Here is a 20,199-nt window from a genome sequence, read left to right as displayed (position 1 = left end):
AGCAGACTTTATTTTTCTTTCTGGATCAATATCTGTGATACAGGCAATTTTCTTAAAAATTGTATTAGGTTCATTGCTATCAAATAAATGTAGAAAATGCGTGAAATATCTTCCACCAACATTTACTACCGCAACATGATGATCTTCCAAAGATTTATCAAGATATTTAGCAAAAATAGACATTAGTAATTGCTCAGCAATACCTTCTACAAATAAAATTTTCTGTGCAAACAAAATGTCTGATTTCGTAGCATCCAGAAACCTTTGTACATATCTCTTACTTTTTCCATCAATAGGAAAAATCTTATCTGGATAACTAACCTTTGTTTCATCAGCGTCTTTGTACAGACAAATGATTTCTGAAAGTGAAACAGCAGATGTAATATGGGTAGAATGTGAGGTTACAAAAATTTGTCGTACTTTTCCTTCTTTTTTATTTTTCTTTAAGAATTGTAGAAATTTATATTGCATTGCTAGATGGAGATGAGCCTCAGGTTCTTCAATAACTAATGTGGAAAATACTTTTGCATTATCTCCCATATACTTTCCGTCAGCATTGACTTGCATTTTTGCAAGTAATAAAGACATGAAAATTAAATTGTTATAACCTAAGCCATTATGAGTTGCTGGTATTTTAACCCCTGTTTCATATTCAATAATTAATCTTAGAAATGAAAACATTTCTATATCTGAAATATTGCCTTCAAAATTAGGTTTAGCCTTATTAAATGAAGCTCCTGTTTCATCAGCATAAGATAATATTTTTTCTTTCCCTAATTCTATACGTTCATGAATAGAATTAATTACAGGTTCAATGTCTGATAAGAAGTTATTCTTTCTTGTTTTAATTTCTATAATTTTATTTTCTTCAGATTTTATGGAATCACTTTTAATGTCATAGTCCATGAAGAAATCAAATACATTTTTTAATAATGTATTTTTTCCTGTTAGCATATCCCTCTCAACGTCTCGGATCGCATCTAAGAATTGAAAATCAAATTTGCTAAGTGATTCCCCATCTGCTACAGCACGATTAGCAATCTCGCCACCGTAAATTTTATAAGAATAAAGTCGTATGAAGTCATTTTTAATTGTTTTCCAAGCAATATTTCGACAATTTTCATGAGTTTCATCAATTTCTAACATGGCAGAGATGTATTTAGGAACTTCTTTTTCTGGAAGAAAAAATTCATAAGTCAGTTTAGCCTCAAAATCAGATTCTAGCTTAGTTAGCCAATTTGCAACCATAGCTAGATCATCTGGTGACGGATCACATCCTTTTTTTAAAGTAACTTGAAGACTTATCTTCGGGGGTGATGTCTTTAGCTCTGAAAATGCAACATTTTTATTAAAGTCATCAACATCTAATCTTTTATTTTTATCAGGATTTACAACTAATGAAAGAGCAGTCAATAAATTGGTTTTTCCAGCATTGTTATGACCAATTATTACATTTACACCTTCATTAAAATCTATTTTTTGATGCTTAAAATTACGAAAATTCTCTATTTCGATAGCTGATATAAACATTTATCCCCCACATATAAATTTATTATTAAGTTCAACTCTACAAATTTTTCATAATATAAAACAGCACTTGATAGTGCTGTTTTATTTAATATCTTTAACTTAGGTTGCTAACATTTGGTTAATTTGCTCTTCCAAACTACGTCCAGCCTCATCTTGCTTTTTAGCCATCAAAAATAGTCGCATACCATCACTATCTTTAGCCCACTGTTTACCAATAGCATTTTTAATTCGAGCATCATCAGCAGTATCTAAGTGACCACCTTTATACTCCAAAACAAAAATTGAGCCATCTACTAATTCAGCCACAAAGTCTGGATAGAAGTAGTCCCTCTCTGTTGGTAACCAAAACGAAGTATGTGGTTGCTTAGGAATATTACGTACCCAATATTTTACTTTAGGATGTATATCCAAGAGCTGAGCACATTTAAACTCTTCAGAAATCTTTCCTGATTCAGTCTTTTCTTTTAAATCATCAATCTGAGCATAGAAATGCTTTTTAAACTTATAGCTACCGCGATAAGGCTTTCTAACTGGGTAAATTCCACGCTTAAACTCAAAACTATTTTCTAGTTTTGATTCTTCTGCCACTTTCAACTCTGCAAATAAATCACTTTGGAATGCTTGTTTACGAGCAAGTTCAAAAAGTCGGTCAAGCTCACGAGAAACAGCTAGTGACAATTGGAATTGAGCACGATGTAGTTGAGTCAGTGTAAATCTACGCTCATTCAACAAGTGACTAATGAGCTTGGTTAAATACGCTCTTAACTGAATTTGCGTTAATCCTGCTCTTCTTGTTTTCCGATCTAACCAATTCAACAAATCATTTTCGGTGATTGGTGTTGGCATATCGTCAAATTGGATCTGTTGGCTATTGAGTAATTCATAACTCAACTGCTCTTCTTCAAGATTTAGGTCAATTGCAAAGCTACTCACAGTTTCACGTATGTTAAAACCTTCCAATTGAACTGGATAATCTAATAAATTCCATTCAACCGAATCTTCAATTGTTTCTTTGTCTGCAATTTGCCATTCACCATCAACGAATAAACCTAGCTGTGGAATAAGTGCAAATGTGGCATTCCAATTCTCAGGTGCTTGATGTGCTTGTCGCTCAGCACGAGCTTCTTTGAAAACTTCTTGTATTTGAGTTTTTTGTTTCGGAGTGGCTTTTTCAATTACAGCTTTTTCAATTTGATCAAACTCTTCATCAGTCGTCCCATTATTAATAATTAAGGACGTACCTTGGCTATTTTCTCTCGTTTGAATCGCTGGTTGTAAATTAGTGGGAATAAGTTCAGGTGTAACAACAAATGGAATAGAGACCATGACCTCAGGAGTCTTTGGTTGAGTAGTCCCTTGACCTGTAGTTCCTAGATCTAACTCAGGTTGTGGATTTACAACGATCGAGGCATCTGCTTCCCATTTATCAAAGCCCATATTCTGCACCATACGGTCTTTAAGAAGCATCGTAGCTTGAGCGATTGAACTTGATACAACGTGTGCATATGCTTTATTGAGTTCGTCATTCTGACGTAGTTTTGCATACGGCATACGTAAGACACGACCTAATAACTGCTCTACATCAGTTGCAGAGTTGATATTTTGCAAACTCGCAAGTACATAGGCAAATGAGCAATCCCAACCTTCTTTCAGTGCTTCGACTGTAATCACAATTTTGACTTTACTCTGAGGACTAAAGAGATTTTCATCTTCAAGCTCTTTGGTTTGCCCTGTAGAGATCGCAATCCAATCTTCAGTTATATTTTCATATTCACTTAACAAATGCTGTTTAACAGCTTCTACATTCGCCTCACCATTTTTATCTTGGGCTTGGATCAATAAAATTGGGCGAATATATTCTTTTTCACTTTGTGCAAGGACTTCTAACTTTTGTCGTTGAATCAGCGCATCACGGATACAATCTTGCCAACTATTTGGATGTTCAGTTAATACGACTGGCAGCTTAATCATTTCTGCTACTTTCAATTGCGCAGCAGAAACTGAGTAAAGAACATTATTATCTTTTGGTGTTGCTGTCAGCTCTACTAAGCAACTTGGGTTGAGACGCTTCAACGTTGGGAAGAATGTTTTTCCACCACGGTTTTTATGCGCTTCATCCACAACAATAATTGGTCTATGCAAGTTAAAGAAATTCACTAATGAATGCTTGACTCTTCCAATATCTTTTTCAGTTAGGAATGGCTGATATTGCAAAGTATCAGCAGTTACTTTATCCATACTTTCGGCTTGCTGTGGAGTCAATTGAGTAAAGTGTTCACTCAATGATTCGTCAAAAGCATAAGCATTGCGCTGATAGGTCTTTTCTTTATCAATATTGAATATCTGAATAGTGGTCACAATGACAATACATGACTGTCCAACATCATGCTTGTTGAGCGATTGAAGCCCTTCAATGTCACATATTTTGATGCGATCGCCATAATAGCCTTGTAAGGCTTGTCTATAAGGGTGATTGACATTAGCAAGCGCAGCAAGTGTTTGCTGTCGAATCATATCTGTTGGTACAAGCCACAATACAATAGGACTCTCAGTATTTACATAACTCTGTGCCACTTTAGGAATACTATGCGCTGCAAGCAGCGTCTTACCACCACCTGTAGGTACACGTAGGCATACGCTTGGTATTCCCTCCAATCGGTCGTTATAAGCAATATTTTCGCCTACACAGCGTTTAAATGCTTTCTCTGCCCCTAATGATGCTGCCAAAGTAAAGAATTGCTCTAATGCTTTTAAAGAATCTATTTGATACTGTTTTAATTTAAGTGACATACGCAATCCTTACTGAGCTTGGTTGCCATAAAGCGAATATGGAATTTGTTTAAACTCAATGTCTAGAGCTTCAAGTCGCGCATCTCCAAGTCGTGATGCTTCGCCTATAACGACTCGTTTACCTTCATGTGCATGACATTCATTTAAGTAGTTTAAAATTGATAGCGTCAAGACATTACCACCATTCGGACGTCTATCACCTAGAATACCGTTATACAGAAGATAGTAAGCAACTCCATCATGTGTACCTAAATATGGATTATCAAAGCTCTCCGTTTGATTTAGAGCTGTTTTCGTCTCAAGCCACCAAACATAACTTGCAAGGTCTTTAAACTTAACATCAGCATTTAAAAAGCCTTGATCATCAAACACTGGATTGCCTAATTTATAGAAGCTAAAACCGCCTCCACCTTGCCAATTCACAGCCTTTGAAATACCACCTTGTTCACCACTAATGACTTTTTCAAGGCGTGGAATAACATGGGTCTTTGCATGCTCGCCCATTTCAATCCCGATATAGCGTCTTCCCATTTTATGGGCAACAGCTGCTGTTGTGCCTGAGCCTAGAAAAGAGTCGAGAACTATATCGTTTGAATTAGTAGCGATATGAAGTATTTTAGAAATTAACAATTCAGGTTTAGCGGTAATAAAATCATTAACTAATGATGTACTATCAAGAATATTTCGTATTTCTTTTCTAGATAAGTCAGTATGCCCTGCAAAATCAAAAGACCAAAATGTACTCGGAACAATCCCATCATTCTTTAAATTATGTAAGTATCTTTTAAAAGCTGGAACTTTACCTTTTCCATCTTTGCCCCAATAAATCATATCATTCTTAACATGCTCAAGATGCTGCTCATATGAGTAACGCCAGACAGCCGTTTTTTTAGGATAAATTTTTTCACCTGTATTAGGTTGAGTAACTTCATAATAAAGGTTAGGTCTTTCTTCAATTGTTTTACCACAGGTATAATTATCTGGGCGAAATAATCCCTTTTCATCACTCAATCTATATTGTTTATTATTTTCTTCTGTTCGCGGCAAAAGGTTTCTAAGCCACTTCTCAGATTTACGATAGACAAGAAGGTGATCGTGAACAGGTGCTATTGTTTTATGATCGTTAGCGATAGAATATTTTTTTTGCCAAATAACATTAGCTACAAAGTTAGACCTTGTAAAAACCTCATCACATAATACTTTCATATAATGTGCTTCGTTATCATCAAGCGTAATCCAAATAGATCCATCTTCAGCTAGAAGGTCTTTGAGCAGTTGCAGGCGTGGATACATCATCGACAGCCATTGAGCATGTTCCAACTTATCGTCATAGTGCTCAAAAGCTGATTGTGTATTGTATGGTGGATCAATAAAAATACATTTCACCTGACCGCCATACAGTGGTAAAAGTGCTTTAAGTGCCTGTAAGTTATCGCCTTGAATGATAAGATTTTCTTTTGCCTGCTCAACATCACCATATGATTTTTCGAATTTTAAAAGGTGATATGGAACTTGAGTGGCTGTTTCTTCAGCTTGGTTGCGGTTCACCCAATCTAATAGTGGCATAACAATAGTGAGTCAATAAAAAATTGAGTCAATCTTATCAAAAATAGTGAAATGAATAAAAAATTTTAGGTATTAAAACAGATCCATTTCGAATTTATTCTTCTAAATCATATTCCACGGCATCTAACCAACGAGATAAAATTTGTTTTGGTGTTAATTTGTCCCATTTTTCAGCACTCCCTATAATGTGAGCACTGACAAATTGCTCAAATTCAGACTGCTCCCAAGATAAAGGTAAGGGTTTTGAATAATGTTGATCTGAACTTTTTTGCTCCATGCGAGTTATAAAATAACCAATATTTTTAGTAAAAAGCTTATTTTTACTAAACTTTAAAGAGTCATGTTCAGAAACACTTATTTTATAAAGAGTAGATGTAGTATAAGTCGCTTGATAATTAAAAATATTATAGATCTGCTCTAAATTATATTTATCAGCTACTCTGATAAATTCAAACTCCAAAGCATTATTTTTGAGTAGTGGTATCTTATTCACCTCACAAACAAACTCTGCAAGATCATATATTTCTGAAATTCGCATATTAAGTAAAAATTTCTCTATATCTTTGATATCATCTAATTTTAATTTATGACCTTGAATATCATTAAATAGTTCCATAAACCAATCATTAATATTTTCAAACTGAAAAGGAATCAATATTTCTGTATGATACTCAAAATTAATCTGTAGAAAATTAAATATTTTTTCACTCAAAGAGCTATCAAAAATACTTTTATTTTTTTGATATATGACTCCCAAATTATTTTTTCTATTTATAAATTCTATATTACTATCATGATTAAAAATAAAACCTTTTTCAACCAAGCCTTCTAAAATAACATGACAGGAATAACCACTAAGAGCATGTGAATAATACCAATTTTTTCCTACTCGAAAATATTTAATATAATTTTCGATCAATAAATATAAGTGTATTTTTTCTAAATAACTTAGCTCTTGTTTTTCAATTAAGTTAGGTGCTGATGGTTTATAATTTTTTTTATAATATTCTAGCGTATCCAGAGCATATTTTATATATTTTTCATTAGTACAGTCAATACACCTATTATCAACATTTTTTAATCTATCTATATAATAATTAAAATTGTTTCTAACATAAAACTTATGTTTATCAAAACATTTGCCGCAATTCTTTAATCTACTTACCTGTAAAAAACCAATTTTACTGACTTCTTTCGCTAAGATTGAAGGCGTTTGAATACTATACTTCATAAGTATTTCTTTAACTGTTAGTGCGAATTTCTTCTTTTCGCCAAATTTCCAATAATCCTGCAATAGCTCAGATATTTCTACCTCTTCTGAAATAATCTCAAACTCAAACTTTTCTTTAACCATGCTGAATAGGTCCAAAATTTAGAATAGTATATGTGAATAGTATATATACTATTTATAAGCATTTGATTTAATTAAATTAAATGTGAAATAGTATATAAAATGGGGTTATAATTGCAAATCCGCGTTTTCCGAACGATCTCCAAGACTAGCCGCCCAGTTCACTTTTTTGGTAATTTCAGGTCGCTCTTCATGCCATAAATGTTGAAGTTCAGCGACCAATAAATCGTGTCCACCACGGGTAACTAAGTTAGATTTCATGATGATTTTTAGGCCTTGAGCAAGTGCTGATTTTTACAAAACATGCCTATTTTATCCTCCATTTCTACACAGGCAAAGTATATAAAATTTATTCCCAAACAAAATCAATTGTTTATGTTACATATTTTAATATTTTTTCGTACAAAATTTGACAAGTATTTTTTTGCTCATTATTATGCGCACATCTTTTAGGCTTGTTTAATTTTTATCCAGTGTAGATTTTCTACATATTTCCCGAAACCCCCTAGTCATTTTTGAATGACGTCATGACTGCCCAACCCTTATTGAATTTATCAAACTTGAAAAAGTCTGAGGCCTGTTTGCCTTTGCTTTTTAGGGCATAAATTACTTGTAGCGGAGACAACATGCACAGTAGTTCAACTTCTGGGTCGAGGCTTTGCCTTAACTCTTTTAACTCTCTCCCATTTAAAGCGCTTGCACTTAGTACTGTCTTAATTCCTTTTCACAGTATTAATGCCAGCAAAACAGCACATCAATATGATGCTGTCGTCAACAGTAATAAACTCACTGTTGTTGCAGTTGCCAATCCTGCCATTGTTTTTCAGGATGGTAAACATCGACATGGTTTTGGTTACGACCTTGCACGTAACTATGCAGAAAGTTTAAATGTCCAATTAGATTTTAAAACAGTGAATGACAATGCCACTGCTTTAAAAATGGTTGCCAAAGGTCAAGCCAATTTTGCTATGACCACTGCCGAAATGAGTACCATTGAAGCCAAGCATTTGACGTCATTTTCAGCCAGTTGTGGTGATACCGTTTCTTTAAAAAAGAATGGTTTAAACAGCAACTTAAACTGGGTATTTAAAAATGCAGATGATCCACTAAGCCAAACCGCGAGTGGTTTTATTTGCCGTACCAAACAAAATGGCGCAATTGGACAGTTGGCATCATTCTACAACCGTAATGTGGTCAAACAAGATTCTTGGAATGTGATTCAACGTGATTTAAGTAAACGTATGCCGATCTATAAGGCAAGTTTTAAAAACACGGCCAAGCAATACGATCTAGACTGGCATTTATTGGCAGCGATTGGTTATCAAGAGTCTTACCTCAAACCTGACTCGGTATCCCCAACGGGTGTTCGTGGCATTATGATGCTGACCAACAGTACAGCAAAAGCCATGGGTGTGAGCAACCGTACAGATGCGACTCAAAGCATTCAAGGTGGTGCAAAGTACTATGACCAAATGCTAAACCGTTATAGTAACATTCCATACCCAGATCGTAATTGGTATGCCTTAGTGGCTTATAACATGGGTCCTGGTGCTGTAAGTCAGATTCAAAAGCGCATCCAATCTCAGGGTAAAAACCCAAATAAGTGGGTGAATTTATATGCTTATCTAGACCGTAACAAGGCGAGCAATGGTCGTTATCGTCAAGCTGTGCAATATGTCACGCGTATTCGTGCGTATTTGGAACATATTAAAACCACACCTCAACTTGTGAATATCTAATATGCGTCCACCTAACATTTACATGTGAGCGCACAAAAAAAGCTTACCTTCGGGTAAGCTTTTTTCGTTTTAAACTTAAGCAGTTTGCTCAAGTACTTTTTTGAATAAATCTTTTTGCTCAGTACTTGGTTTTGCTGTTTGCAATGCCATCAATTGTGACATATCACCTTGTACTTTTATTTTGCCCGTCATAAACGCTTGCATCGCTGCAGCCATATCAAACTCAAGGAATACTTTACGTAAAGTTTCAGCATCCATGTTCAACGTTGTTTTCGCGTTTGAAGATAAACCTTTTTTAATTGCACCACCGTCTAATGACAATTCAGTATTGCCTGCAGCGTCAGCAACCACAAGGTTAATTGCAAGATTAGCCAATGCAGGTGGTAAGTTTAAATCACCAGCTTGAGCTGTCAGAGTTTCTACAGTTGAAAACCAATCATCAGTTAAAAAAGCAGGCATGATCTTTCCTCAATTTATTTTGTTCGTGTGTGTTGCCGTTCCGGACAACATCAGTGCAAGCATATTTTGCTTGAGGTTTGTTATAGCATGATCATTTGTGAAAAGGCTAAAGTTTTTTGTACGCACCGTTCAATATTTAACTGTTTAATAACAAAATGAGAAAAATCATAAGCATAAAAAAGGCATTCCGTAGAATGCCTTTTGCGTGATGAGGTTTTCGGCTTAATCTGCCATAAACCCTAAGTTCACCATATTAATGCGTTTGCTTTCTGACTCACCTTCTTCAGTTGAACAACTTTCGCTATTTTTAAAATCAAATTCGCGTTGTTCATCTAGGGCTTCAAAGTCGAATAACTCACGGTCAGCCAGTTGTGAGGGCGAAACATTTTGCAAAGCACCAAAAATACTGTGTAAACGTTTAGGAAATTCTTTATCCCAAGTACGCAGCATGTCATTTAGCATCGCACGTTGTAAGTTTTCCTGAGAACCACACAAATTACACGGGATAATTGGGAACTTACGCATTTCTGCATATTTGATAATGTCTTTTTCTTCCACATAAGCCAGTGGACGAATCAAAATGTTCTTTTTGTCAGAAGACAATAATTTCGGTGGCATGGCTTTTAAGCTGCCGCCATGGAACAAGTTCAAAAAGAACGTCGCCAAAATATCATCACGGTGATGACCTAAAGCCACTTTCGTCGCCCCAATTTCTTGAGCAAAGCCGTATAACGAACCACGACGTAGACGCGAGCACACTGCGCAGTACGTTTTACCTTCTGGTGTTAAACGTTTGGTAATGCTGTAAGTATCTTTTTCTAAGATGTAATACGGAATTTTGTTTTCTTCTAAATAACGTGGCAATACGTCTTCAGGGAAACCCGGCTGTTTTTGGTCAAGGTTGACCGCAACCACATCAAAATTAATCGGCGCAATACGCTTAAACTGCAACAAAATGTCGAGCAGGGTATAACTGTCCTTACCGCCTGAAATACAGACCATCACTTTGTCACCCTCTTCGATCATTTTAAAATCACGAATAGCATGACCGACCTGACGGCGTAGCTTTTTCAATAAACGATAATACGCAGAGCTAGTTGGTAGTTCTGGTTTGAAATTAAATCCTTGTTCGGACTCAACTGGCGAGAACATAGACGAGTTAAACCTAAAAAAAAATACCGCGCAATTTTATCCGATTCGCAGACTTCTCGCATCAAAAGAATGTAATTTCCGAAAAAAGTAGAAATACTGTCATGATCACGTAATCTTCAGTGCAATATTCTATACGGTACAGTTCATTTTTTAGCCCAAATGCTTATCTTTTGGACTTTTCCACAGTTGTCCACAAAAGCTGTGGATAACTTTGTGGATTCTAAATGACTTGACAAGGTGAGCCGCCCTTATTTTAAGGCTTTTATTTAAATTGATCATTTTTTGATCAATTTAAATAAGTTTAATTATCAATGACTTAATCGTGTCAAGTTAAGATCAATAAAAAAAAATAAATATTTTTTTTGATTATTGAATCATCAAAATGACTTGATTTTTACAAAGTAAAGAAGAAATCAGTCTATGAAGCCTTTTCATCTAATTTTTTTTTGATACACTCTCTTTAACTGTTTGGGGACAGAATTTTTCTTCACAATAAAATGAAAAACATTACTTGGACTTTGGGGCTGTTATTAGGTGGAAGTGTGGCTATCAGTTTAGCAGCACCAAACATTTTTGCTGGCCAAACGATTTATCAATTGCGTGAAAGTAATGGCACAACGTTACTGACCAATAAACAAGGCCGCTATAGCAATCTAAAAGTTGAGAAAAAAACCTACTATCCGGACAGTAATATCCATAGTTATAGTAACTGGGGCTCAAATGAAGCGTCTGTGTTACCCAGCTATAGTAGGAATAAAAATGCCTTTGACAATATTATTAAACAAGCAGCGGCCCAACATGGTGTTTCCGAAGGTCTAATCAAAGCGGTGATGCATACCGAATCAGGCTTTAACACTAATGCTCGTTCACCTGTTGGGGCTCAAGGTTTAATGCAGCTCATGCCTGCCACAGCACGTCGCTTCAATGTAACAAATGCTTATGATCCTCATCAGAACATTATGGCTGGTGCTCGATATTTATCTTGGCTACTGAAACGTTTTAATGGCAATACGTCTCTTGCTTTAGCAGGTTATAACGCAGGTGAAGGCAATGTCGCAAAATATGGTGGTATCCCACCTTTTCGCGAAACACAAGATTATGTCCGCCGTGTCACTAGCCGCTACAACAACCTATATGCTGGTAGTTTAAGTGTATCAGGTTCGAGTAATTCCAATATCGCTTCAAATAGTGGTCGGATTATTGCCAGTTCGGATAATTATCATGCTGCTGCCCCTACGGTTGCTAAATCATCGGCACGTCAAATTATTCAAACAGACAATGGTAGTTTTACCGACGCACCTTCAGGTTCATTTGCCACAGCAAATGCGTCTGCTTCAGCGCGTATTTATTTCAATGAATAAATTCACTGATTTTGTAAAATTGCATCTGTTTTACTAATTTTTCCTTGAAATTTTAAGACTTTCACCTCATATTGAGTTTAATGATTTTTATTTGTAAATCAGATCATTTTTCTATAATAAGAGGATTTACCCAATGATGCGGATTGGTTTGTTCTTGCTGACCAACCTCGCGGTACTGGTTGTAGCTGGCATAATCTTGTCACTCTTCGGTGTCGGTAGTTACCATGGTGCAGGCGGCTTAAACTTAGGCAACTTGCTCGTAATCTGTTTTGTGTTCGGTATGGTGGGTTCAATGATCTCACTATTCATGTCAAAATGGATGGCGAAGAAAACCACGGGTACAGAGCTGATTGACCCTAATGCACCACGTAACCAAGCTGAAGCATGGTTACTTAACGAAGTTGCGCAACTAGCACAACGTTCTGGTATCAAAATGCCAGAAGTGGGTATTTTCCCATCGTACCAGTCAAATGCCTTTGCAACAGGCTGGAATAAAAATGATGCTTTAGTAGCAGTTTCTACCGGTCTACTTGAGCGTATGAACAAAGACGAGCTCCGTGCCGTACTCGCTCACGAAATTGGTCACGTAGCCAATGGTGATATGGTAACCCTTGCATTGGTGCAAGGTGTAGTCAACGCCTTTGTGATGTTCTTTGCGCGTGTAGCAGGTGACTTCATTGACCGTAATGTTTTTGGTCGTGAAGATGGTGAAGCACCGGGTATCGCATATTTTGTCATTACGATTGTATTAGATATTGTTTTTGGTATCGCAGCGTCTGCCATTGTGATGTGGTTCTCTCGCTACCGTGAATACCGTGCCGATGAAGCTGGTGCGCGTTTAGCAGGTAAACAAGCGATGATTTCTGCTCTGTTACGTTTACAAGCAGAATCTGAAATGCCAGATCAAATGCCAAAAGAAATGAAAGCCTTTGCAATTTCTGCGGGTCAAGAACAAAGTTTCAGTTTAGCTGCATTGTTCCAAACACACCCAACGATTGAACAACGTGTTGCGGCATTACAACAATTAGATTGCCCATAATCGAGCATCTAATGTATGTCGTAAAAAAGCCTCCCTATGGAGGCTTTTTTAAGTCTAATTTTTTCCGAACATTTATTGTCTTATCAATAATCTTTCAGCTGAACGATCTTTCAATTGAATAGCCTCTCAGTGATCGCGTTCAAGCAACAAGGCATTTCTATCTACAATACTCCATTGGCCTTTAGCCATTGCCAAAGCAATGAACCACCCATATAAATTGCAAAGATAAAGATTAATAAGAAAATCATCCCGAGTATATCTGGGATATGGATCCATATCCATGCAACCACAGGGTTGCGCCAAAAAGCAGATTGCTGTTGTTTCTGTTCTAATTTTTCATGTAAAAACGGATGTATCACATGTTGATCTGTACTGATTTGATATTCTTCACGAATGTGCGTATGTACAACATCTAAAGCTTTACGGCTCGGTCGAATAAACACATCAAAGATCGTCCCTGCAACAGGAATAAACCCCACGACAGCATCTATAACTGCGAGTTTCATCACACCATTTAATTTGGCTTGTGGTACGCCAATCTGTTTGGCTTTATAGACGGCATAACAGGTCAAGATAAATCCTGCGATATCACCAGCTACGGGAATGGTACTCAACGCTGCGTCCGCACCTACCCCTTGTCTGGTAAATGGAATCCGAACCACGGAGTCCATCATATTGGCAAACTTTGCGAGATCGCGTTCAAGACGAATGACTTCTTGCTTTGACATTTTTTGTTTTAATGGTTCAGCCATGTTTTATCCAATAAAAAACGTGTAAATCACTGAGATTAAAACATATTAGAAGTCTTCAATCTGTTGCAAAATGCTAATCTCTATAAATTGAGCAATTGTGAAGCAATCATCAAATACACCACCACGCCAGTCGCATCACAAATCGAGGTTACCAAAGGTGCAGAAGCGCTTGCAGGATCGAGCTTTAACTTATTGAGTATGAAAGGCAAACTCATGCCAATTAAACAACCGAGCAATACGATACCCATCATACTCAGTGCCAAGACCAAGGCCACGGTTGCATCACCACGGTAGTAGCCTAAAATCGATACAGCAATGGCCATGGTTCCGCCTAAGCAAAGAGCAACAAGCGTCTCTCTCCCCAACAAATAAAACCAATCACGAATCTTTACATCCCCTGTGGCAAGCGCTCGCACCATTAAGGTCGCAGACTGAGAACCTGCATTGCCTCCACTTCCGACCAGTAAGGGTAAGAAAAAAACCAAGACGATATGTGCGGCAATGATATCTTCATAATAGGAAATACCTAAACCGGACAATAAACTGCCAAAGACCAATATCACCAACCAAAACACCCGCTTTTGATACAACTTTAAAATCGGTGCTTTCTTAATGCTCATACCTGGTTCGGTACTCACTGCACTAGCTTTTAAAAAGTCTTCGGTAGTTTCAGCCTGTACCACATCCATCGCATCATCATAGGTGACAATCCCCATCAAACGCTTGGCATGATCCACAATCGGCAAGGCCATAAAATCATATTCAGCCAGTTTACGTGCAATACTTTCTTGGTCTTCGTCTATCCAACCAGTCACTACATCTTTGGTCATCACCTCTTGAATCCGTGCATCACGGTCGGCTTGCAAAATTTGCCGCAGTGAAATCACCCCTTTTAATTGAGACTGATCATTGGTGACATAAATTAAATACAGGGTTTCACGGTCATGCGGTTCATGGCGCAAGGCCTCTATGGCTTGTTGCATGGTAAAGTCAGCAGGCATACTGACATAGTCTGAGCTCATGATTGCGCCTGCAGACTCTTCTGCATAAGCAGATAACGCCTTTAAATGCTCTTGTGTATCTTGATCAAGTTGTTGGTAAATTCGATCTTGTTCTGCATCTGTTAAGCTTTTATATAAATCCGTTGCATCATCAGAATGCATGTCATCAAATAATTCAATTTGTAGACGCAGTGGATAACGCGAAATCAGCTGTCGCTGTGACTCAAAAGGGAAAAACTCAAAAACCAAACCTTGATGCGCTAAACCTGAAAGTAACTCAATTTGATATTCAATTGGAAATTGCTGAATTAAACGGGCCTGATCAGCATAGTTCAGAGGCTGTAAAACACCAACGGCCTCTGTATAATTTTGTTGTTGCAACAAAGCGGAAATATCACGCTGTCTTTGTATTAAATCCGCCATTCAACTCACTCAAATTTTAATCTTTATTTGTTAAACACATTTTGAAGGATAAAATGAAGAGTTTCAAATCACTTCAATATGATCTCTATATCTATAAAAGTTCTCAGTGGAATTTCTTCCCCGCCAAAAAATTCTCCAGAATAAAAAACCACCGTCAAGTATCCAAGCTTTAACGGTGGATTTCCGTACAACTAGATGCTGTCTAAAGTTTATTTCATAGACTCAGACACCGGTTTGATTTTAAAAATGGAACGAACCATGACATACATAAACGGAATAAAGATCAGCACCAAAACCGTACCGAATATTACCCCACCGAGTACGCTCACCCCAATCTCTTGGCGACTGGCTGCACCTGCACCAAAAGCAAGAACTAAAGGAACCACTCCCGCACCAAAAGCCAAAGAGGTCATCAAAATAGGACGTAAACGAAGTGCTGCGCCTTCCATTGCAGCTTCGATTACATGTTTGCCTTTTTCTTGTGCCATCGCTGCAAACTCTACAATCAAGATCGCGTTTTTACAGGACAAACCAATTGTTGTAAGTAGAGCAATTTGAAAATAGATGTCATTTGGAAAACCGGCCATGTAGCTAAACAAAATATTACCGCCTATCCCAAGTGGAATCGCACTCATGACTGCAGTTGGAATACTCCAACTTTCATATAGGGCAGCAAGACAGAGGAAAATAAATCCTATCGAGACCAAATATAGCCAAAACGCTTGATGACTTGATTTTTGCTCTTCAAAGGATAACCCACTCCATGCCACGTCCACACCCGGCACTTGATCAACTAAAGCTTTAACATCCTGCATGGCTTGTCCACTTGAGACATTTTTGGCTGTATCCGCTTCCATTTGTAATGCGGTATAGCCCATGAAACGATTAACAACTTCTGGACCGCCACTCCAACCAATGGTTGAAAAATTACTAAATGGAATCATTTCATTTTGATCATTTCGCACATGCCAATAAGCCAAATCTTCTGGTTTAGAACGAAATTCGGCATCTGCCTGCATCATGACGCGTTTAATGCGCCCACGGTCGATAAAATCGTTGATATAGCTACCGCCCCATGCGCTACTCATGGTGCTATTAATCGCATTTTGAGTTAACCCCAAGGCCATTGCTTGTTTTTGATCAATATCCACTTTTAGCTCGGCTTTATCGGGGTTTGAGCGTTTGTCTAAATTTTCGAAACTGCTGAATTGTGAAGATTTTTCTTGCAAGCTTTTAAATTGCGCATCGAGATAAGCACGGCCTTCACCATTCATATCTCGCAGCCAAAATTCCAGACCATCGGTTTGCCCAAGGCCACTGACAGAGGACGGCATGCTGACATTGATTTGTGCATTGTTAAATTTTTTAAAATGTTTCATAGCACGTTCACGAATCGCTTGCGCTGAATTGTGTTGTCCTGAACGTTCATCCCAATGCTTCAGTGCAATAAAGCCTTGCCCTAAGTTTTGACCCGTACCAGAAAAATTTCGTCCATAACGAATCATCACCAAATCAACATTTTGCTTTTCTTCAGTTAAAAAGTACTGCCTAATTTGTTCACCGACCTCACGACTTTTCGACATCGGTGCACCTTCTTGTAATTTAAGTTGCACACTCAAAATACCTTGGTCTTCACTAGGAATAAAACTGGTCGGCAAAGCACGATAAAACAAAGCAAATACCGTAATGAGCCCCGCAAACAAAACCACCGTCCATAAGCGATAACGAACCGTGGCTTGTGCAAGGGTCAAATATTTGGTTTTTAAAATCTCTAATTTGGCGTTAAACCAAATCGCCCAGCGCTGTGGTTTCGGATTAGGTTTTAAAATTAAGGCGCATAATGCAGGGGTTAAAATTAGCGCAACCATCAATGACAAGCCCATTGCAGCCACGAGTGTGATGGAAAATTGTCTATAGATCACACCCGTTGAACCACCAAAGAACGCCATAGGAATGAAGACAGCAGTTAATACCAAAGTAATCCCGATTAATGCCCCACTAATTTCATGCATCGACTCTATGGCTGCTTGTTTTGCTGTTAACTGTTGTTCATGCATTAAACGTTCGACGTTTTCCACCACCACAATCGCATCATCGACCAACAGACCGATGGCCAGTACCAATGCAAACAATGTGAGCGTATTAATGGTCATGCCCAAAGCATATAAAATAGCTAAAGTCCCAAGAATCACCACAGGCACGGTAATCGCAGGAATCAGCGTTGCTCGCCAATTTTGTAAGAAGATAAACATCACCAAAACCACCAGTAAAACGGCTTCAAATAATGTTTTCACCACTTCTTTAATGGATTCTTGTACAAATGGCGTGTTATCCCGAGGATAAACAATTTTATAACCCGCAGGTAATTGCTTCGCTAACTGTTCAATTTCTTGCTTAATTAAGGCAGAGGTTTCAAGTGCGTTTGCCCCAGAAGCCAACGAGATCCCCATCCCTGAAGATGGATAACCGTTAATGGTATTCACCCCTGAATAATTTTCCGCACCCAATTCAACGCGTGCAACATCTTTTAAATAGACAAAACTGCCGTCTCGTGCAGATTTGACAATAATATTTTCAAATTCTTCAACTGACTTTAAACGTGAACCCGAAGTGACTTTCGCATTGAGATATTGATCCGAAACACTCGGCAATTCACCTACGGCACCGGCGGCAACCTGTGTATTTTGTGATTCGACAGCCGCACGGATATCACTGGGCATGAGGCTATATTGCTTCAGTTTCAGTGGGTTGAGCCAAATGCGCATGGCAAATTGCGAACCAAAAACATCGACTTCACCGATGCCCTCAATTCGAGCAATGTCCTGTTCTAGATGCGTCATCATATAGTCGCCAAGTTCGATATTCGAACTCTTGCCGGTCTCATCATAGAGGCCGATAACCATATGGGTATCACCCAAAGATTTATAGACATTTACCCCTTGGCGCTGCACATCTTCAGGCAATCGATTGATCACCCCATTTATGGCATTTTGTACTTGTACTTGAGCGGTATCTGGGTCGGTACCATTTTCAAAACTGATGCTGATCCGGCTTCGACCTGAAGAGTCGCTACTTGAACTAAAATATAAAAGATGATCAATTCCTTTAATTTGTTGCTCAAGAACTTGTGTGACACTTTCCTCAACTGTTTCTGCTGACGCACCACTATAACTTGCGCTTACCGTAATTCGTGGTGGCGCAATATCTGGATAGCGCTCTACGGGTAAATTGAGGACAGCAAATAGCCCGAGCGCCATGACGATGATCGCCAATACGCCTGCAAAAATCGGTCGATAAATAAAAAACTTAGACAGCATCAGTCCATGTCACTTTTCAATTAATGAAATAAAATGTGTTGATTGATTTTTTCAAAAAATCTTATTGATAATCAATCACAATGTGCTTGATTACAAGCCTAGACTACATAAAAACCTTGCTTGAAGCGAAATATGTAGAAAATATGGAGAGCCTCCATTTCAGCTATTTTAGTAAATTTATGTGACAAAACCGCCTCTGTCATGAAGTCTTAGCCACTGCCCTGCAATGTATGCCTGCAACATCATTCATTTATATAAAAAGATGCCGAGGCAGCCATGCAAAAACAATTAACAAAGCAGTTGAATATAGCGACAACAAGTAAAGTAAAATCCTCATGGGGCGTGTCTTCACTGCTCCTTTTTAGCGTTTTTGGTTTATCTGCATGTAATTCGGATGACGATAAAACCCATGCCACCAAGCCCCCTGTTTTGCCTGATACAGGTTTTGTCATTGTTGGGCATCGCGGTGCCAGTGCTTTGCGACCTGAGCATACCCTTGCCGCATATCAAAAAGCGATTGACGATGGTGCGGATTTTATCGAACCCGATTTAGTGCCAACCAAGGATGGCTATCTGGTTGCGCGCCATGAAAGTGAAATTTCAGGGACAACCAATATTAGTACGCTGTCACAATTTGCGGATCGAAAAACCACCAAAAAAATCGATGGTATCGACTATACAGGATGGTTTACGGAAGACTTTAATTTGAATGAACTGACTCAAAATGTAAAAGCACGTGAGCGTATTGCTCAATATCGCCCTAATAACACTCAATATAATGATCAATACAGCATCCCAACGCTCGAACAAATCATTGAACTTGCCGAAGCTCATTATAAAAAAACTGGAAAAATTGTTGGTTTATATATTGAAACCAAGCATCCAACATTTTTCCAACAGCAAAATCTAGCCATGGAAGATCGTTTACTCACCACGCTTGCCAAATACAGTTATACACGTGATATCGCGCCTGTATATTTACAGTCTTTTGAAACCACCAATCTTAAATACTTACGTGATCAACTCACGCAAAAGAAAACCCTCAAACATGGCAAAATTATTCAATTATTAGATAGCCCAACTGCCATACCGGGTGACTTACAGCAACAAAGCTCACCTCAAAATTATGCAAGTTTAGCCACTGCAGAAGGCCTAAAATCAGTGGCAAAATATGCAGATGGTGTAGGTCCAAGTAAAACCTATATTTTTTCAAACACTGAATTTAAACAAACCAATTTTGTCAAAGATGCCCATGCTGCTGGTTTGAAAGTCCATCCTTATACGCTCAGACCTGAAAATGGTTTTTTACCTGACTATTTAAAATGTAGCTCAGTGGCAACCGAACGTTGTGATACCGGTGCGGCTAAAGAATTTGAAAACTTCTATAAAGCTGGTGTAGATGGTGTATTTGCAGATGATCCGGGACTGGCGCGTAAAACCTTAACACAACTGCAAAAGCCCTAATTTTCCTAAAATGAAAAAAGACGCCAAGGCGTCTTTTTTATTGTTAAACGGAAATCTTAAAGTGGGTTTGCCAAATATTCTGCGGCTGACTGCGTTGCCACTGGCTGAGGTGCTGGAGCTGTCGGAGCTGTCGGAGCTGTCGGAGCTGTCGGAGCTGTCGGAGCTGTCGGAGCTGTCGGAGCTGTCGGAGCTGTCGGAGCTGTCGGAGCTGTCGGAGCTGTCGGAGCTGTCGGAGCTGTCGGAGCTGTCGGATGT

At 38.2% G+C, this 20,199-nt stretch carries 14 protein-coding genes and 1 pseudogene; 4 read left to right on the top strand and 11 right to left on the bottom strand.

The genetic code is table 11. The features are described from left to right. The 5 genes and pseudogenes from FTV50_RS01590 to FTV50_RS01570 form a co-directional block, all read right to left on the bottom strand. The coding region (locus FTV50_RS01590) for an AAA family ATPase (RefSeq protein ID WP_180023277.1) at positions 1-1,530 on the bottom strand (1,530 nt) is incomplete at its 3' end. 99 nt (positions 1,531-1,629) lie between these two features. Continuing rightward, a complete protein-coding gene (locus FTV50_RS01585) occupies positions 1,630-4,320 on the bottom strand; it encodes a DEAD/DEAH box helicase (protein ID WP_180023276.1) in 2,691 nt (896 codons plus the stop codon). Positions 4,321-4,329: 9 nt separating this feature from the next. Continuing rightward, positions 4,330-5,886, bottom strand: a complete 1,557-nt coding sequence (locus FTV50_RS01580) for a site-specific DNA-methyltransferase (protein ID WP_180023275.1) — start codon at positions 5,884-5,886, stop codon at positions 4,330-4,332. Positions 5,887-5,980: 94 nt separating this feature from the next. Continuing rightward, a complete protein-coding gene (locus tag FTV50_RS01575; protein WP_180023274.1) occupies positions 5,981-7,240 on the bottom strand; it encodes a hypothetical protein in 1,260 nt (419 codons plus the stop codon). Positions 7,241-7,351: 111 nt separating this feature from the next. Continuing rightward, positions 7,352-7,498: pseudogene (locus FTV50_RS01570) on the bottom strand (transcription elongation factor GreB); the annotation flags it as partial. Between the two features lie 365 nt (positions 7,499-7,863). On the opposite strand from FTV50_RS01570, the gene FTV50_RS01565 reads away from it, so the two are divergent. Then, positions 7,864-8,976 carry a transglycosylase SLT domain-containing protein gene (locus FTV50_RS01565; protein ID WP_180023272.1) on the top strand — a complete coding sequence of 371 codons (1,113 nt, stop codon included), beginning with the start codon at positions 7,864-7,866 and terminating at the stop codon, positions 8,974-8,976. A gap of 75 nt (positions 8,977-9,051) precedes the next feature. Here the strand turns inward: FTV50_RS01565 and FTV50_RS01560 are convergent, their stop codons facing one another. Next, the gene (locus FTV50_RS01560; protein ID WP_078190434.1) at positions 9,052-9,435 is read right to left on the bottom strand and encodes an SCP2 sterol-binding domain-containing protein; all 384 of its coding nucleotides are present in this window, start codon (positions 9,433-9,435) and stop codon (positions 9,052-9,054) included. A 222-nt stretch (positions 9,436-9,657) separates the two neighbouring features. Then, complete coding sequence (gene ttcA, locus FTV50_RS01555; protein ID WP_078192144.1) at positions 9,658-10,587, bottom strand: tRNA 2-thiocytidine(32) synthetase TtcA; 930 nt, start codon at positions 10,585-10,587, stop codon at positions 9,658-9,660. Positions 10,588-11,084: 497 nt separating this feature from the next. Between ttcA and FTV50_RS01550 the strand changes: the two genes are divergently transcribed. Next, positions 11,085-11,948 (top strand): lytic transglycosylase domain-containing protein, encoded by an 864-nt coding sequence (locus FTV50_RS01550; protein WP_180023271.1) that lies wholly within the window; start codon positions 11,085-11,087, stop codon positions 11,946-11,948. Positions 11,949-12,081: 133 nt separating this feature from the next. Next, the gene (gene htpX / locus FTV50_RS01545) at positions 12,082-12,987 is read left to right on the top strand and encodes a protease HtpX (RefSeq protein ID WP_180023270.1); all 906 of its coding nucleotides are present in this window, start codon (positions 12,082-12,084) and stop codon (positions 12,985-12,987) included. A 161-nt stretch (positions 12,988-13,148) separates the two neighbouring features. Here the strand turns inward: htpX and FTV50_RS01540 are convergent, their stop codons facing one another. The 3 genes from FTV50_RS01540 to FTV50_RS01530 form a co-directional block, all read right to left on the bottom strand. Further along, positions 13,149-13,739 (bottom strand): DUF4112 domain-containing protein, encoded by a 591-nt coding sequence (locus FTV50_RS01540; protein ID WP_180023269.1) that lies wholly within the window; start codon positions 13,737-13,739, stop codon positions 13,149-13,151. A gap of 80 nt (positions 13,740-13,819) precedes the next feature. Further along, positions 13,820-15,163, bottom strand: a complete 1,344-nt coding sequence (mgtE, locus tag FTV50_RS01535) for a magnesium transporter (RefSeq protein WP_180023268.1) — start codon at positions 15,161-15,163, stop codon at positions 13,820-13,822. Positions 15,164-15,372: 209 nt separating this feature from the next. Next, the gene (locus FTV50_RS01530; RefSeq protein ID WP_180023267.1) at positions 15,373-18,480 is read right to left on the bottom strand and encodes a multidrug efflux RND transporter permease subunit; all 3,108 of its coding nucleotides are present in this window, start codon (positions 18,478-18,480) and stop codon (positions 15,373-15,375) included. Between the two features lie 276 nt (positions 18,481-18,756). On the opposite strand from FTV50_RS01530, the gene FTV50_RS01525 reads away from it, so the two are divergent. After that, complete coding sequence (locus FTV50_RS01525) at positions 18,757-19,944, top strand: glycerophosphodiester phosphodiesterase (protein WP_180020704.1); 1,188 nt, start codon at positions 18,757-18,759, stop codon at positions 19,942-19,944. A 56-nt stretch (positions 19,945-20,000) separates the two neighbouring features. Here the strand turns inward: FTV50_RS01525 and FTV50_RS16575 are convergent. After that, positions 20,001-20,199 (bottom strand): hypothetical protein (locus FTV50_RS16575; protein ID WP_180129252.1); only part of this gene is annotated, 199 nt, incomplete at its 5' end.

Source organism: Acinetobacter sp. YH1901134 (assembly GCF_013416965.1).
GTDB lineage: Bacteria > Pseudomonadota > Gammaproteobacteria > Pseudomonadales > Moraxellaceae > Acinetobacter > Acinetobacter amyesii.
This window is presented reverse-complemented; position numbering and strand designations above follow the sequence as displayed.